This window comes from Plantactinospora sp. B5E13, from assembly GCF_039871775.1.
In the GTDB taxonomy this organism is placed as follows: domain Bacteria; phylum Actinomycetota; class Actinomycetes; order Mycobacteriales; family Micromonosporaceae; genus Plantactinospora.
Genome location: NZ_JBDPLT010000002.1, coordinates 208,058 through 223,085, shown reverse-complemented (window position 1 = coordinate 223,085; position 15,028 = coordinate 208,058). Strand labels below are relative to the sequence as shown.

Annotated in this window: 16 protein-coding genes; 6 read left to right on the top strand and 10 right to left on the bottom strand. The window is 73.6% G+C overall.

The window, feature by feature from the left end; all coding sequences use genetic code 11:
* Nucleotides 1-10 precede the first annotated feature (10 nt).
* The 3 genes from ispF to ABGB05_RS02925 all read right to left on the bottom strand — a co-directional run bounded on the left by ispF (nt 11) and on the right by ABGB05_RS02925 (nt 1,801).
* The gene (ispF, locus tag ABGB05_RS02935; RefSeq protein ID WP_347651539.1) at nt 11-487 is read right to left on the bottom strand and encodes a 2-C-methyl-D-erythritol 2,4-cyclodiphosphate synthase; all 477 of its coding nucleotides are present in this window, start codon (nt 485-487) and stop codon (nt 11-13) included.
* An 18-nt stretch (nt 488-505) separates the two neighbouring features.
* On the bottom strand, nt 506-1,252 hold the full coding sequence (gene ispD / locus ABGB05_RS02930) for a 2-C-methyl-D-erythritol 4-phosphate cytidylyltransferase (RefSeq protein WP_347651689.1): 747 nt from the start codon (nt 1,250-1,252) through the stop codon (nt 506-508).
* A 63-nt stretch (nt 1,253-1,315) separates the two neighbouring features.
* Nucleotides 1,316-1,801: a CarD family transcriptional regulator gene (locus tag ABGB05_RS02925; RefSeq protein WP_347651538.1), complete on the bottom strand. Its 486-nt coding sequence runs from the start codon at nt 1,799-1,801 to the stop codon at nt 1,316-1,318.
* A gap of 329 nt (nt 1,802-2,130) precedes the next feature.
* Here ABGB05_RS02925 and ABGB05_RS02920 point away from each other — a divergent pair, with 329 nt between their 5' ends.
* Nucleotides 2,131-2,883 carry a hypothetical protein gene (locus tag ABGB05_RS02920; RefSeq protein ID WP_347651537.1) on the top strand — a complete coding sequence of 251 codons (753 nt, stop codon included), beginning with the start codon at nt 2,131-2,133 and terminating at the stop codon, nt 2,881-2,883.
* Between the two features lie 35 nt (nt 2,884-2,918).
* On the opposite strand, the gene ABGB05_RS02915 is transcribed toward ABGB05_RS02920, so the two are convergent.
* From ABGB05_RS02915 to ABGB05_RS02900, 4 genes are all read right to left on the bottom strand, one after another.
* The gene (locus tag ABGB05_RS02915) at nt 2,919-3,407 is read right to left on the bottom strand and encodes a hypothetical protein (protein ID WP_347651536.1); all 489 of its coding nucleotides are present in this window, start codon (nt 3,405-3,407) and stop codon (nt 2,919-2,921) included.
* Nucleotides 3,408-3,454: 47 nt separating this feature from the next.
* A complete protein-coding gene (locus ABGB05_RS02910) occupies nt 3,455-4,570 on the bottom strand; it encodes a type III polyketide synthase (RefSeq protein WP_347651535.1) in 1,116 nt (371 codons plus the stop codon).
* Nucleotides 4,571-4,733: 163 nt separating this feature from the next.
* Nucleotides 4,734-5,903, bottom strand: coding sequence for an acyl-CoA dehydrogenase family protein (locus tag ABGB05_RS02905; RefSeq protein ID WP_347651534.1), 1,170 nt, complete (start codon nt 5,901-5,903; stop codon nt 4,734-4,736).
* Nucleotides 5,900-6,739 carry a methyltransferase domain-containing protein gene (locus tag ABGB05_RS02900; protein ID WP_347651533.1) on the bottom strand — a complete coding sequence of 280 codons (840 nt, stop codon included), beginning with the start codon at nt 6,737-6,739 and terminating at the stop codon, nt 5,900-5,902. Before ABGB05_RS02900 ends, ABGB05_RS02905 begins: the two co-directional genes overlap by 4 nt.
* Before the next feature lie 45 nt (nt 6,740-6,784).
* Between ABGB05_RS02900 and ABGB05_RS02895 the strand changes: the two genes are divergently transcribed.
* From ABGB05_RS02895 to disA, 4 genes are all read left to right on the top strand, one after another.
* The gene (locus ABGB05_RS02895) at nt 6,785-7,702 is read left to right on the top strand and encodes a UbiA family prenyltransferase (protein WP_347651532.1); all 918 of its coding nucleotides are present in this window, start codon (nt 6,785-6,787) and stop codon (nt 7,700-7,702) included.
* Nucleotides 7,703-7,972: 270 nt separating this feature from the next.
* Nucleotides 7,973-8,689, top strand: coding sequence for a hypothetical protein (locus ABGB05_RS02890; RefSeq protein ID WP_347651531.1), 717 nt, complete (start codon nt 7,973-7,975; stop codon nt 8,687-8,689).
* Between the two features lie 82 nt (nt 8,690-8,771).
* A complete protein-coding gene (gene radA / locus ABGB05_RS02885; protein ID WP_347651530.1) occupies nt 8,772-10,214 on the top strand; it encodes a DNA repair protein RadA in 1,443 nt (480 codons plus the stop codon).
* Between the two features lie 234 nt (nt 10,215-10,448).
* Nucleotides 10,449-11,630: a DNA integrity scanning diadenylate cyclase DisA gene (disA, locus tag ABGB05_RS02880; RefSeq protein WP_347651529.1), complete on the top strand. Its 1,182-nt coding sequence runs from the start codon at nt 10,449-10,451 to the stop codon at nt 11,628-11,630.
* A 310-nt stretch (nt 11,631-11,940) separates the two neighbouring features.
* On the opposite strand, the gene ABGB05_RS02875 is transcribed toward disA, so the two are convergent.
* The 3 genes from ABGB05_RS02875 to ABGB05_RS02865 all read right to left on the bottom strand — a co-directional run bounded on the left by ABGB05_RS02875 (nt 11,941) and on the right by ABGB05_RS02865 (nt 13,940).
* The gene (locus tag ABGB05_RS02875; protein WP_347651528.1) at nt 11,941-12,678 is read right to left on the bottom strand and encodes a hypothetical protein; all 738 of its coding nucleotides are present in this window, start codon (nt 12,676-12,678) and stop codon (nt 11,941-11,943) included.
* 171 nt (nt 12,679-12,849) lie between these two features.
* A complete protein-coding gene (locus tag ABGB05_RS02870) occupies nt 12,850-13,410 on the bottom strand; it encodes a peptide deformylase (RefSeq protein ID WP_347651688.1) in 561 nt (186 codons plus the stop codon).
* A 17-nt stretch (nt 13,411-13,427) separates the two neighbouring features.
* Entirely contained in the window at nt 13,428-13,940 is a 513-nt protein-coding gene (locus tag ABGB05_RS02865; RefSeq protein WP_347651527.1) for an ACT domain-containing protein, read from the bottom strand.
* A 161-nt stretch (nt 13,941-14,101) separates the two neighbouring features.
* On the opposite strand from ABGB05_RS02865, the gene ABGB05_RS02860 reads away from it, so the two are divergent.
* Nucleotides 14,102-15,004 (top strand): A/G-specific adenine glycosylase, encoded by a 903-nt coding sequence (locus tag ABGB05_RS02860; protein WP_347651526.1) that lies wholly within the window; start codon nt 14,102-14,104, stop codon nt 15,002-15,004.
* The last annotated feature ends 24 nt before the right edge of the window (nt 15,005-15,028 follow it).

Genomic DNA, 15,028 nt, shown 5'->3' with positions numbered 1-15,028 from the left:
GTCCGGTGGATCAGGGTGTCCGGTGGATCAGGGCGACCGCGATGCCCGCCAGCCCCTCGGCCCGGCCGGTCAGGCCGAGCCCGTCGGTGGTCGTACCGGAGACGGTGACCGGAGCACCGACCGCCGCGCCGAGCGCCGCCTGCGCCTCGGCCCGCCGGGGACCGATCTTCGGGCGTACGCCGACCACCTGGATCGAGACGTTGCCGATCTCGAAACCGGCGGCGCGGACCCGACGGGCCGTCTCGGCCAGCAGGGTGACCCCGGCGGCACCGGCCCACTCCGGCTCGGCGACCCCGAAATTGCTGCCCAGGTCGCCGAGGCCGGCGGCGGAGAGCAGCGCGTCACAGGCCGCGTGCGCGGCCACGTCGCCGTCGGAGTGCCCGGCCAGCCCGTCGACACCGGGCCAGTGCAGGCCCGCCACCCAGCAGTCCCGCCCCGCCTCGAAGGCGTGCACGTCGGTTCCGATGCCGACCAGAGGAACGATCATGTGCGTCAAGGGTAGTGATCAGGCCGGCCCGACCACCGACGGACGCGTCGGCGGCTGGTCGCCGTTCCGCGACTGCTCGGTGCTCAGCAGGTGCTCGGCCAGGGCCAGGTCGAACGGACGGGTGATCTTCAGGGCGTACTCGGAACCGGGTACGCAGCGGACCCGTACGCCCTGCTTTTCGACCAGGCCCGCGTCGTCGGTCAGCGGATCGACGGCGGCGGCGTGCGCGGCGGCGAGCACCGACCGCCGGAAGCCCTGCGGCGTCTGTACGGCCCGCAGCGCGGCCCGGTCGACGGTGCCGAGCACCACCTCGTCGACCGAGACCTCCTTGATCGTGTCGACCACCGGCAGCACCGGGATCACCGCGTCCTCGCCGGCCCGGACCGCCGCCGCCACCGACTCCACCAGGGTGGCCGGGGTCAGCGCGCGGGCCGCGTCGTGCACCAGGATGATCTCCGGGCCGGCCGGGACGACGGCCAGCGCGGCGGCGACCGACTCCTGCCGGGTCGCCCCGCCCGGGACGACGGTGACCACCGCCACCGGGGCGAGCAGTTCCCGCACCGCCTCGACGTCACCGGAGGGTGCCGCGACGACGATGGTGTGTACCGGTCCGGCAGCGGCGATCCGGCGTACCGCATGGGTCAGCAGGGGCTCGCCGCCGAGCCGGCGCAGGGCCTTGGGACCACCGGGGCCGAGTCGTACCCCGGCACCGGCCGCAGGAACGAGGACCGCGACGTCACCGCGCGGATTGAGCTGCGCGGTCACGTCGCGGTCCTCGGACTTTCTCGGGTACGTCACCGGCACGGGCGAATCGTACCGACGTGGGACCTATGCCTCGGTGAGCACCTTGTCGAGGAGGGTTTCCGCCTCGTCCTTGGTGCTCTTTTCGGCGAGTGCCACCTCACCGACCAGAATGTCGCGGGCCTTGGCGAGCATGCGCTTCTCGCCCGCCGACAGGCCCCGCTCCCGCTCACGCCGCCAGAGGTCACGAACAACCTCGGCCACCTTGAGCGGATTGCCGGAAGCCAGCTTCTCCAGGTTTGCCTTGTAACGCCGCGACCAGTTGGTCGGTTCCTCGGTGTGCGGAGCACGGAGGACATCGAAGACCTTGCCCAGGCCCTCTTCGCCAACCACCTCGCGTACGCCCACGATCTCGGCATTCTCGGCGGGCACCCGGACCGTCAGATCACCCTGAGCGACCCTGAGGACGAGGTACTGCTTGGGCTCGCCCTTGATGATCCGAGTCTCGATTGCCTCGATGAGTGCGGCCCCGTGGTGGGGGTAAACAACGGTCTCGCCGACACTGAAAACCATAGGTTCGAAACCCCTTTCGCTGTGTCTAGGGTAACACGCTCAGGCACCGATGTCCCACCGCAGTCCTGACCGTTAGAGCAGCTCAGAGGCCCTGTGAGAGGTCTTTCTTCGGCTTGACAGCGCAGCGATCCGTAGATTTCAACACGCTCTGTGACGTGCAGATCACCGGACGACAAGACGGATCGGGAAAAATCGGATCTAGGGCGTTGCGGTCCAACCAGCATATCTCCTCGACGCCCGCCCGGTCGCCCACTGGCGATACGCCCCCTGGTGGGGGACCCTGGTACCACACCGAACAGTGCGACAGCTGACCGGCCAGGGGGCGCGCTATGAGCACGTCTGCGGACGGGGACGGGCGGCCGGACAACGGCGGCTTCGACGACCTTCCCGAGCTTCCCGAGCTGCCCGACGACTGGGGCCCGGTGGTGATCCCCGACGACCCCGCCGAACTGGCCGCAGAGGCCGCCCGGGTACGCCGCGAACTGCGCCGGGAAGCCCGCCACGCCACCTGGCGGCGACGTCTCGGACTGACCTCCGCCACGGGGCCGGGCCCGCTGCGGCTCTCCCTACTGATCATGACGGTTGCCATCCTGGCGACCCTGACCAGCCTCTTCGCCCTCGCCTGGCCCGGTCAGCCGCGCCCCACCCCGAGCACCCGGACGACCCCGAACCAACCATCCGGGCGGACCCTGCCCGCCCTCGACCTGTTGGGCGAGGACGGTCAGGTCGTCCCGTTGCGCAGCCTGCTGCCCGCGATGGTCGTCCTCGCCGACAACTGCTCCTGCGTCCAGGAGCTCGACGCGGCCGTCCGCGCCGCGCCGCCCGGGGTCACCGTGGTCGCGGTACGCACCCGGCGCACCGAACCGGAACCGGGCAGCCCACCACCGGCCGGTGCCGGACGACTCCGACTGCTGACCGACCCCACCGCGGAGTTGCGTAGCTCGCTGCAACTGTCCAGCCGACCGGAGACCGCGACCGCGCTGCTGGTCAGCCGGTCCGGCGAGATCATCCGCACCGTACCGGCGCTGCTCCCGGTCGCGGACTACCAGGCCGACCTCGACCGACTACCCGCCGCCGACTGAGCCGGCGGTCGCCGGCCGGCCACCGCCGGGTGCGTTCAGGGCAGGGCGACGACCTGCACGGCAACCTCGACCGGTCGACGGTCCAGCCGGCGCAGCACCACGCCGATCCGGACGCCGGCGGCGACCACCCGGAGCGTGCCGAACGGCGCCGGGCAGCTCACCGTCCGGGCCAGGTGCCGGGCCGTGGCCGCCTGCAGCCGCAGGCTCAGTTCGCCCGACCCGCCGCAGACGTACTGCACGAGGTAGCGGCCACCCGGGCGGCTCGGTGCGGACCAGTAGACGAACCTGCGGTCGGTCAGCACCGTCGCCTCGCGCCAGACCGTACCGGGGAAGGTCGGCAGCAACTGCCCGACCAGGGTCGGTCTGCCGCCGACCTCGGCCCCGCCGCCGGTGCCGGTGCCGGTGGCCCGGGGCCGGTCGTCGGCCACCACCGGCACGACCCACGCGGGTGTGGACCGCGACGACCACCAGGCACCGACCCCGACGGCCAGCACCACCGACAACGTCAGCGCCACCCTCCGCACCGGGGCCTCCCTCCGGCCACCCAGTTGGTGTCCCGCCCGCCCGGTCGCTAGGACCCGGCCGCCCGGTGCCGCTCGACCGGCCGGCCCGTACCGGGCCACCGGTCCAGCAGCGCCGCGTAGAGCGTCAGCCCCGGTCCGAAGGCGAGCATCACCACGGTACGCGGCGGCAGCGCGGAACGCCGGAGTCGATCCAGGATCAGCAACGACGTCGGGGACGAACAGTTGCCATGATCGTGCAGCACCCCCCGGGACGCGGAGAGCGCCTCCGACGGCAGACCCAGCTCCTCCTCCACCACGTTCAGGATCCGGGGCCCGCCCGGATGCACCGCCCAGCCGTCCACCTCGGAGACCTGTCGGCCGTGCCGGGCCAGCAGCCCGGTCACCAGCTCGGTCACATGCGACGCCAGCACCTGCGGAACCTTCGGCGACAGCCCCATCCGGAAGCCGGTGTCGGTCAGCTCCCAGGTCATGTGGTCCGCCGTCGAGGTGTCGGTCACCGCGGTCACCTCGCGGACGACGTACCCCGGACGGTCACCGGGGGCGACCACGGCGGCGACCGCGGCGTCCGAGAAGAGCGCGTGCGAGACGATCTGCTGGGTGTCCATCCGGGACGAGGCCGGCTGCAGGTGCAGGCTGGTCAGCTCCGCGCAGAGCAGCAACGCCGGCCGACCCCGGGCCGCCACGAAGTCGTTCGCGGCACCGAGGCCGGGCAGCGCGGCGTAACAGCCCATGTGCCCGACGAACATCCGCTGCGTCTCCGGCGCCATCCCCATGTCCCGGGCGAGCAGGATGTCCAGTCCCGGGGTGGCGTAGCCGGTACACGAGCAGACCACGAAGAGTCCGATGTCCCCGGCCCCGATTCCCGCGTCGGCCAACGCCCGGGTGACCGCCTCCTTGCCCAACGGCAGCGCCTCGATCTGGTAGCGGCGCATCCGCCGCTCGGTCGGCCACTCCGAGACGTCCTCCAGCAACGGACTCACCGCGGCCTGCCGCCGGTCCACCCCGGAGTTCGCGAAGATCCGCTGGGCGAGCGCCCGGGTCGGCCCGGAGAAGTGCCGCGCGAAGAAGCCCTCCCACAACTCGTCCTGACCGGACCCGGGCGGCAGCGACACGCCAAGTCCGACGATCACCCCGGATCCGTCCCCACTGCTCCCGCTCACCATGGCCGCCCTCCGATCGCGACTGCGCGCCAGCCCGCGTTCCGCACGCTCACCGAGCCCAACCTTCAAGCGCGACCGTGGGACTCGGGGGCCGCGCGCGTCGTCGGAGTACCCAACGACCACCCACCGTGCACCGGCGCGGCCGAACCGGCCCGCACCGGCCGGATCACCACCGGGGGGTCGAACCGTCGCGGTCCGGATCACCACCGAGCGCCGCGACACCCAGCCAGTCCGCGCAGACGTCCGAGGTCGCCGGATGCAGCGACCCGCAGCGGGCGTCCCGGTACAGCCGCTCCAACGGATGACCACGCCGGGTCGCCGAGGTGCCGGCCGCCTCCACCATCGACGCCGCCACCTCCGCCGCGGTCGTCCCGGCGAGCAACTTCGCCCGCCACACCCAGCGGTTCGTCTCCACGTCCCCCGGCGCCTCGTCGACCCGGCGGGCCGCCTCCGCCACCGCCAACTCCGCGGCGGCGGTCGCCGCGTCGGCCCGACCCACCCGGGCCCGGACCGCCGGCAGCCCGTCCAGCCCCCGACCGGTCAGATGCTCGACCGCGGCGTCGATCGCCGAGCGGGCCACCCCGACGTAGACCGCGGCGTAGCTGGCCACCAGCCAGTGCGGCATCAGTTGCGCGACCACCAGGGCCAGCCCCTCGACCCCGCCGAGCAGCCGGTCGGCCGGCACCACCACGTCCAGGTGCAGGTCGTGCGAGGCGGTCGCCCGCATACCGAGGGAGTCCCAGGTCGGTTCCACCTGCAACCCGTCCGGGGTGGCCGGCACCAGGAACTGGGAGACCACCGACTGGTCGGCGGCGCTGCGGGCCGCCACCAGGTACGCGTCCGCGTGACCCGCACCCGAACAGAAGGTCTTCACCCCCTTGATGTGGTAACCGCCGTCCACCGCCTCGTACGTGGTGGTCAGCTTCGACAACCGGGAACCGACCCCGCGTTCGCTCATCGCCACCGCGTACCAGGCCCCGGCCGCCGCCTCGGCGAGCAGCCGGTCCCGGGCGACCAGTGCCTCGTCCGGTACGCCGAGCGCCCCGGCCAGTTCCTCGGTGAGCGCACCGAGGGCACCGGTCACCGAGGCGTGCATGTTGAAGACCAGCGCCGTCGCCCCGTTGCCCCGGGCCAACGCGGTGGCGACCGCCGCGTACCCGGCGAAGCTGGTCCCGAGACCGCCCAGCCGCGGCGGGACCATCAGGCCGAGCAGTCCGCCCGCCCGCAGGTCGGCGAAGTCCTCGACCGGAAAACTGCCGTCCCGGTCGTGCCCGGCCGCCCGCGCGGCCATCCTCGGCGCCAGCCGGCGTGCCTCCGCCAGCGCGTCCGTCGTCATCCGTGCCCCTCTCCGCCCTGCTCCCGGCTGGTCCCCCAGCCCTGGTAGAGCACCGCCGCCGACCAGGTCGGCACGATCCGGGGTGCGTCCCGGCCGTCGACCGACCGCCCCGACCGGCGCAGCGCCCGGCGAGCCAGCCAGCGGACGGTGCCCCAGACCGCCGGCCGGACACCCCGGACCCGCAACGTGATGCCGTGCCGACCGCACTCCCGGACCAACGCCCGGGCGTCGACGAAGAGACGTGGATCGTGGATCCCCCGGGGCACCCCGGGCAGGCCCTCGGCCAGCCGGACCGCCACCAGGCGGCTCAGCGCGGTCGCGTTGAGCGTGTCGAGCACCAGCAGACCGCCGGGGCGCAGCAGCCGGGCGGCCTCGGCCACCACCCCCGGCCAGTCCGGCACGTGCTCCAGCACCTCACCGGCGGCCACCACGTCGGCGCACCGGTCCGCCAGCGGTACGGCGCCGACGTCGGCGTTGACCGGACGTACCCCGTGCGCGGCGGCCTGGACGAGCGCGGACCGGGTCAGGTCCACCCCGACATGCCGGTAACCCTTCGCGGCCACCCGGGGAGCCAGCAGACCGGCACCGCAGCCGAGGTCGACCAGCACCGCGCCGGGGCGGGTGGCCGGTGGGACCAGCGCCGCCCGGGCCTCGGCCAGCCAGTGCAGCATCGCGAACGCACCGTCCGGGTCCCACCACTCGTCGGCCAGGTCGTCGTACTGACGTGGATCGTTGCGCGGCAACACCCGGCGGGGTCGTACCCGGGTGGCGCCGTCCTGGTCAGGGGCGTCGGGCGGCCCGGGCACCGCCATCGCCCCGGCCCGCTCGTCGCGCATACGTCGAGCCTGGCACGACCGGTTGGTAACCACCAGACTTCCCATATGGTGCACGTGGTGTTAGGGCTGGTCCGGGCAAGCCACCCGGAGCCGGCGGTCGCGGTGACCACGGTCTCCGCCCTGCTCGCCTGGGGAGTCGGTCACCCGCCCGCCGGGGTCGCGGCGGTGGCCCTCACCGTGCTCGCCAGCCAGCTCGCCATCGGCTGGGTCAACGACCTGCTCGACGCCGACCGGGACACCGCCGTCGGCCGCCGGGACAAGCCGGTCGCCGCCGGTCAGGTCGGCCGTCGTACGGTCGGGGTGGCCGGGGTGCTGGCCGCCGTCGCCACCCCGCTGCCGGCACTCACGCTCAACCCGACCGCCGCGTTCTGGGCCACCGTCGCGCTGGTCTCCGCGCTGCTCTACAACTGGCCGCTGAAGTCGACCCCGGCCTCCGTGCTGCCGTACGCGGTCTCGTTCGGGGCGTTGCCGGCGTTTGTCGTACTCGGGTTGCCCGGCACGCCGACGCCGCCGGCCTGGCTGGTCGCGGCGGGTGCGCTGCTCGGCGCCGGCGCCCACTTCGCGAACGTGCTGCCGGACCTGGCCGACGACGCCCGGACCGGGGTCCGGGGTCTGCCGCACCGGCTCGGGCCGGCCGGCACCCGGACGGCGGCGGTCCTGCTGCTGCTGGCCGCGACCGCGACGCTGGTGCTCGGGCCGCCCGGACCGCCGTCCTGGGCCGGGCTGGGGGCCATCGCGGTCGCCGCCGTGGTCCCGCCCGCGGTGTCGTACGCCAGTCGGGCCAGCGCCGGCAGTCGGCCGGCCACCGCGGCCCCGGCGGTCGGGGGCGGCACCGGCGTCGTCGGCGACGCCGGCACTGTCCGGCCGGACCGGCCGGACCGGCCGGTCGCGGTCTTCCGGGCCGTCATGCTGGTCGCGCTGATCGACGTCGTCCTGCTGGTGGCGAGCGGTCGGGTGGTCTGAGCCCGACGGTTCGCCGGCCGGACCCGCCGGTCGGAGGTGGGTCGGGTTACCGGGTCGGCGTACGGGAGCCGATCACCGCCCACTACCCTGGAGGCTGTCCGGCCCGGGTACCACGACCGGGACCCGGGCGCACTCGGCCGGGTAGTTGAGACCAGGTAGTCAAGACCAGGCAGCCACGACCTCGGCCGGGAGCCACGACCACCACCGGAGCCCGGCACCATCCGCCGGGAATCGCGACACCGCGACCGGGATCGCCACGAGGAGGACCAGGTGACGGGCTCGATCAGGGGGGCTTGGCGCGCCACGGCGGTGCTGGCCGGTACGGCCGCCGCCACCACCCTGCTGCTGTCCGGGTGCGGCGCTGGCCAGATCGCGGAGACGGCCGCCCGGGTGCCGACCAGCGTCGGCAACAACGCCCAGTCGGCGGACAACCAGTTCAAGGTCCGGAACCTGTCGATCGACTACCTGAGCACCACCGGCTACCCGGCCGGCGCCGACGCGCCGCTGACGGTCACCCTGTTCAACGACTCCGACAAGCCGGTCACGGTCCGGGTCAGCAGCGAGGGCGCCCGGACCGTGGTGCTCGCCGGCGCCGCCTCGGGCAGCCCGACCACGCCCCCGCCGGCCAACCCGACCCCGACCGCCGCCGAGAGCCCGAACCCGGGTGGTTCGCCGTCCGGCGATGCCGGCAGCCCCTCGCCGGGCGGGTCGGCCAGCCCGACCGCCACGGCGACCCCGACCGCGGCGCCGGAGACGCCCGCCGAGATCCAGATCCCGGCCCGCAGTTTTGTCCTCCTGAACAAGCCCACCGGTCGCTGGCTCCAGCTCAACGGGCTGGCCGCCGCGCTGCCGCCGGGTGCGTCGCTGCCGCTGGTCTTCGACTTCGGCGGGACCCCGGTCCAGACCCAGGCTCCGGTCGCGGTACCGCTGCAGCCGGCGCCGGTCGCCACCCCGGTCATCGAGGAGGGTGGCGGCGGCCACGAGTGACCGCTCCCGCTCCACCCGCGCCCTGCACCGGTCCACCCGGGGCAGGGCGCATCGCGTCGTACGGGTTGGTTAGCGTGCGGGGGTGACCAGCCGAGCCACGCCCCGCCCCGCCGCCGGACGCGGCCGGACGGCGGCCCGCGAACCCCGCCCCGCGTACGAGTGCGACGCCTGCGGCCACCAGCCGCCGAAGTGGGTCGGCCGCTGCCCGGAGTGCGGTGAGTGGGGCTCCGTCGTGGAGTCCACGATCACCGGCCCGACCGTCTCCGGTCGGGTGGTCAGTTCCCGGGCCCCGGCCGAGCCGGCCCGGCCGATCGCCACGATCAGCGCCGCCCCGGCCCGGGCCCGGCCGACCGGCGTCCCGGAACTCGACCGGGTGCTCGGCGGCGGTCTGGTTCCCGGCGCGGTGGTGCTGCTCGCCGGCGAACCCGGGGTCGGCAAGTCGACCCTGCTGCTCGACGTCGCCCAGCAGTGGGCGGCCGGTGCCGGCAGCCCGTCGCTGGTGGTCAGTGGCGAGGAGTCGGTGAGTCAGGTGCGGTTGCGCGCCGAGCGGATGGGCGCCCTGCACGAGCGGCTCTACCTGGCCGCCGAGAACGACCTCGGCGCCGTACTCGGCCACCTGGACGCGGTGAAGCCGGGTCTGCTGGTGCTCGACTCGGTGCAGACCATCAACACCCCGGGGACCGAGGGGGTGCCGGGCGGGGTGACCCAGGTCCGGGCGGTCACCGCCGCCCTGGTCTCGGTCGCCAAGGAGCGCGGCATCGCCACCGTGCTGGTCGGGCACGTGACCAAGGACGGCCAGGTCGCCGGTCCCCGGGTGCTGGAGCACCTGGTCGACGTGGTGCTGCACTTCGAGGGCGACAAGCACTCGTCGCTGCGGATGGTCCGGGGCGTCAAGAACCGGTTCGGTACGGCGGACGAGGTCGGCTGTTTCGAGATGCACGAGGGCGGGATCAGCAGCCTCGCCGACCCGTCCGGCCTGTTTCTGACCCGTTCGACCGACCCGGTGCCGGGCACCTGCGTGACGGTGGCGATGGAGGGCCGGCGGGCGCTGGTGACCGAGGTTCAGGCGCTGATCGGCGCCACCGTGGCCGGCTCGCCCCGGCGGACCGTCTCCGGGCTGGACAGTGCCCGGCTGGCGATGGTGCTCGCGGTGCTGCAGCGGCGGACCGAGCGGCTGACCCTGCACGACCGGGAGGTCTTCGCGGCGACCGTCGGTGGGATCCGGGTGGTCGAGCCGGCCGCCGATCTCGCGGTCGCGCTGGCGGTCGCCTCCGGCGGGCTCAACCTGGCCATCGCCCCGGATCTGGTGGCGATCGGCGAGGTGGGGCTGACCGGTGAGGTGCGCCGGGTCGCGGCGGTGCCCCGGCGGCTGGCCGAGGCGGCCCGGCTCGGTTTCCGGTACGCGCTGGTCCCGGTCGGTTGTGGGCCGGGTACGAGCGGGGTGACTCCGGAGAACATGCGGGTGATGGAGGTCACCGACGTACGATCGGCGCTGCGTAGCGTGGCGCAGGCATCGGCTGAGTAACCATACAGTCACCGCGAGTCGAAGTTTGCTCGCCGTACCATGCATACGCCCCGCACGATCCCGACCGGCCCGCGAAGGATGCCCAGACAAAGCACACGATCCCCCGACAGACTGGGCACCGTACGGCCGACGTCGCGAGAGCGCCGAGGCGCATCGATGGGAGGAACCCGGCACAGTGGCACGTCACAGTAACCGCGACAGCACCCAACGCAGGGCGGTCCGTAGAATGTCCGGGTGCCGATCGACCGCGACGCGAACCGAACCGCCAGCGCGGCTCCCCCTGTCCGCAGCACCGCCGGCTCGACGGCGCGCGCCGTCAGCGCCGGTCTGGGCATGAACAGCGCCGGACCGACCGGAGACCCGCTGCGCGCCAACCTCGCGCTGATGGCTCCGGGTACGGCGCTCCGGGACGGCCTGGAGCGCATCCTCCGGGGCCGCACCGGTGCCCTCATCGTCCTCGGCTACGACAAGGTCGTCGAAGGCCTCTGCACCGGCGGCTTTCCGCTGGACGTCGAATTCTCCGCCACCCGGGTCCGTGAACTGTGCAAGATGGACGGCGCGGTGGTGCTCTCCTCCGACGGCACCCGGATCGTCCGGGCCGCGGTGCACCTGATGCCCGACCCGACGATTCCGACCGAGGAGTCCGGCACCCGGCACCGCACCGCCGAACGGGTGGCCCGGCAGACCGGCTTCCCGGTGATCTCGGTCAGCCAGTCGATGCGGATCATCAGCCTCTACGTCAACGGTCAGCGACACGTCCTCGACGACTCGGCGGCGATCCTGTCCCGGGCCAACCAGGCGCTGGCCACCCTCGAGCGCTACAAGTTGCGCCTCGACGAGGTCTCCGGCACCCTCTCCGCCCTGGAGATCGAGGACCTGGTCACGGTCCGGGACGCGGTGGCAGTGGTGCAGCGGCTGGAGATGGTCCGTCGGATCGCCGACGAGATCGCCGGCTACGTGGTGGAACTCGGCACCGACGGTCGGCTCCTCGCCCTGCAGCTCGACGAGCTGATGGCCGGCGTGGACGCCGACCGGACCCTGGTGATCCGGGACTACCTGCCGAGCGGCCGCAAGGCCCGCACCCTGGACGAGGCACTGGTCGAGCTGGACCTGCTCACCGCGACCGAGCTGATCGACCTGGTCGCGGTCGCCAAGGCGATCGGCTATCCGGGCGCCTCCGACGCCCTCGACGCGGCGGTCAGCCCTCGTGGTTTCCGGCTGCTGGCCAAGGTTCCCCGGCTGCCCGGTCTGGTCGTCGACCGGCTGGTCGACCACTTCGGCAGTCTGCAGCGGCTGCTCGGGGCCACGGTCGAGGATCTGCAGGCGGTCGACGGGGTCGGCGACGCCCGGGCGCGTGGGGTGCGTGAGGGCCTGTCCCGGCTCGCCGAGGCGTCCATCCTGGAGCGGTACGTCTGATTCGTCGCCGGGCTTTCCAGTGGCCGCGGCTTGACGGCCGGGGCGTGAGGTGGGTGGCCGGGGCGGCCCGTCCCGCTCTGGGCGGTCAGGCTTGATCCCGACGCGGGTCGGGCCGCCCCGGCCGTAACCAGCTCGCGGCCGTCCGCACCCTGGCCGCCCTGGCCGTAACCAGGTCGCGGCCGTCCGCACCGTAACCGCCCCGGCCGTAACCAGGTCGCGGCCGTCCGCACCCTGGCCGCCCTGGCCGTACCGGGTGCCGGCCGTCGGGATCCGTTCGGTTCGCGGCTGGCTGACGGTGGCGGTTCGTGGCTCAGTTGGTGATCGTGAGCTTCACCGGGTCGCTGCGCTTGTCGCCGAGCCGCCCGAAGAGCTGGTACGTCCCGGCCGGTGCGGGATCGCCCGAGGCGCTGCCGTTGTCGCAGCCGGAACTCCTCCGGCCGTTCCACGGCAGACCGAACTCCTCTTCGTGGTAGGGCGGGAACGACTTGACCCTGTTGCCGCGCACCTCGCTGCAGACGTCGGAGGACCAGATGGTGGTCGCCCCCGCCTTGATGTAGATCTCCTGCACGTCCGCGCCGACGTCCCGGTTGCAGGTCCGGTCGGAGACGTTCTTGATCCTGATCCGGAGCTGGATCGTCTGGCCCCGCTGCATCGAGGTCTGCGAGGCCACCGGAATCACCGACATCTCGTCGTCGGCGCACTCGTTCTCGACCGGTGGCGCCGGAGGGGGCAGCGGCCCACTGCCGGGCGGCCCGCCCGCCTCCTCGACCTGCGGATCCGTGCCGTCGGGTGGGGCACCCGAAGGATCCACCGTCGGCGCCCCGGACTCCGGAGCACCTGATTCAGGGGTACCGGTCTCCGGGGTGAGGATCGTCGGCCCGGCCGAAGGTGTGGCGTTCCCCGACGGATCCGTGCCTGCCTCCTTTGTATCGTCAGGTCCGTTGCACGAGTAGATCAGCACGATCAGGGAGAGCAGCACGGCACCGAGCACGACGGCACGCCGCCGCCAATACACGGCGGGCGGCAGGGGGCCAACCGTCAGACGCATAATGTCCTCACCGTAACGGTAGCCGCGCCGAGGACATCCACGACGCGCCGACGACGGGCCGGCGCCTGGAGAACAGCACGCCGAGGACGTACCGGCGCCCGGGGAACCCGGCGGGTCCGGCCCGGCGGCGGGCGGGTGTCCCGTACCCGTCCCCTCGGCTGCCCGGGCCGGTCACTGATAGACCTTGCGCTGGTAGACGGCGTGCGCGCCGGCCACCCGGTCGAGGAAGAGCAGCCCCGCGCAGTGGTCGATCTCGTGTTGCAGGGCGCGCGCCTCGAAGCCGTCCGTGCTCAACCGCACCTCGACACCGGTCCCCGGCAGCACACCACGCACCACCAGCCGGCTGGCGCGTTTCACGTCCCCGGTCAGGTCCGGCACCGACATGCAACCCTCCCGCCCCGGCCGCCACCGGCTGGCCTCGACGACCTCCGCGTTGCACAACACGAAGGTGCCGTGCGACGTGACCGTCTTGGGGTGCCCGGTCACGTCGACCGCGAAAACCCGGGCGCCGACGCCGACCTGCGGCGCGGCCAGGCCGACACAACCCGGCGACACCCGCATCGTGGCGATCAGGTCGGCGGCGAGACGTACGACGTCGTCGGCGCGCGGGTCCACCGCCTCGCCGGCCCGGCTCAGCACGCCGGCCGGGGCGGTGACCACCGGTAGTACCCGACCCGGGTCGCCGAGCATCTTCGGGGTCCAACCGCCCAGACCGGAACCCTCCACCGCCATTCCGGCATTCTCCGCCATCAGAACAGATCCGACTCGGCTCGCCGCAGGCTGACCTCCACACCCAGTCCGGCGGCCACCTCGATCAGCCGGGCGGACAGAGTGTCAGCGGCCCCCGGCGGCAGTTCCACCTCGGCCAGCAGGACGTAGAGCGGACCGGTGAGCCGGGTCGTCAGATCGGTGACGTTGCCGCCGGCCTCGGCCAACACCCGGGTCAGCGCGGCGACGATGCCGAGCCGGTCGGCGCCGTGCACGGCCATCAGGTACGGCTCACCGACCGGCGTCCGCGCCGTCTCCACCCCGACCTGGCGTACCGTCGCCACCAGCTGTCCGTCCGCGACGACCGGGGTCAACGCATCCTCGGCCTGCTCCTTGGCTGGGCCGACACAGATCAGGGTCATCGCGAAGTGACCCCGCAGCCGGGTCATGGTGGAGTCCGTGAGGTTGGCACCGACCCGGGCGAGCGCCTCCGCGACGTCGGCCACGATGCCGGGACGGTCCGGACCGATGACGGTGATCGCGAGCTCGTTCATCCGGGCAGTCTGCCCGATCCGGGTACGCTCCGGGCCCCAGCCCGACACGTCGCCCAAGTTGCGGGACACCGTCCCGCCGTGGCTCTCCCCGCCTGCGGCGCCGGTGGTGGTGGTGCCACCCGCGTGCGGCGGACCGACGGCATGACAGGATCGACGGCGCCATGTCCGAGACCCCACTCGCCACCGCGGTTGTCCGGTGGTACGACAAGAACGCCCGTGACCTGCCCTGGCGAGAGCCCGGCGTCGGGGCGTGGGCGATCCTGGTCAGCGAGGTCATGCTCCAGCAGACGCCGGTGGTACGGGTGCTGCCCGCCTGGCGGGCCTGGCTCACCCGGTGGCCCGAGCCGGCCGTGCTGGCCGCCGACACCCCGGCCGAGGCGATCCGGATGTGGGGACGGCTCGGTTACCCCCGTCGTGCCCTGCGGCTGCACGAGTGCGCGGTGGCGCTGGTGGAACGACACGGCGGGGCGGTACCGACCGAGTTGGAGCAGCTGCTGGCCCTGCCCGGGGTGGGCAGCTACACGGCCAGGGCGGTCGCCACCTTCGCGTACGGCCGACGGCACCCGGTGGTCGACACGAACGTTCGCCGGGTGGTGGCCCGGGCGGTGGCCGGTGAGCCGGACGCGGGTCTGGCCACCCGACCGGCCGATCTGGTGGCGACCGAGGCGCTGCTGCCGGCCGAGCCCGCCGTGGCGGCCCGGGCCAGCGCCGCCTTCATGGAACTGGGCGCGGTGGTCTGCACCGCCCGGTCACCCCGCTGTGTCGACTGTCCGCTCGTCGACCGGTGCGCCTGGCGGGCCTCCGGGCAGGCCGCGCCGGCCGGGCCGACCCGGCGGCCGCAGCGGTACGCCGGCACCGACCGGCAGGTCCGGGGGCGGCTCCTGGCGGTGTTGCGCGAGTCCACCGTCCCGGTGGCCCGGGAGCAGCTGGACCTGGTGTGGGCGGACGACGTACAGCGGGCCCGGGCGTTGGCCGGCCTGGTCGAGGACGGCCTGGTGCAGGCGCTCGCCGCCGACCGGTACGCGCTCGCCGGTGAGCCCGGGAATGCCGTACCGCAGCTGTGACGGCCCGGTTGGAGGAGGGCCTTC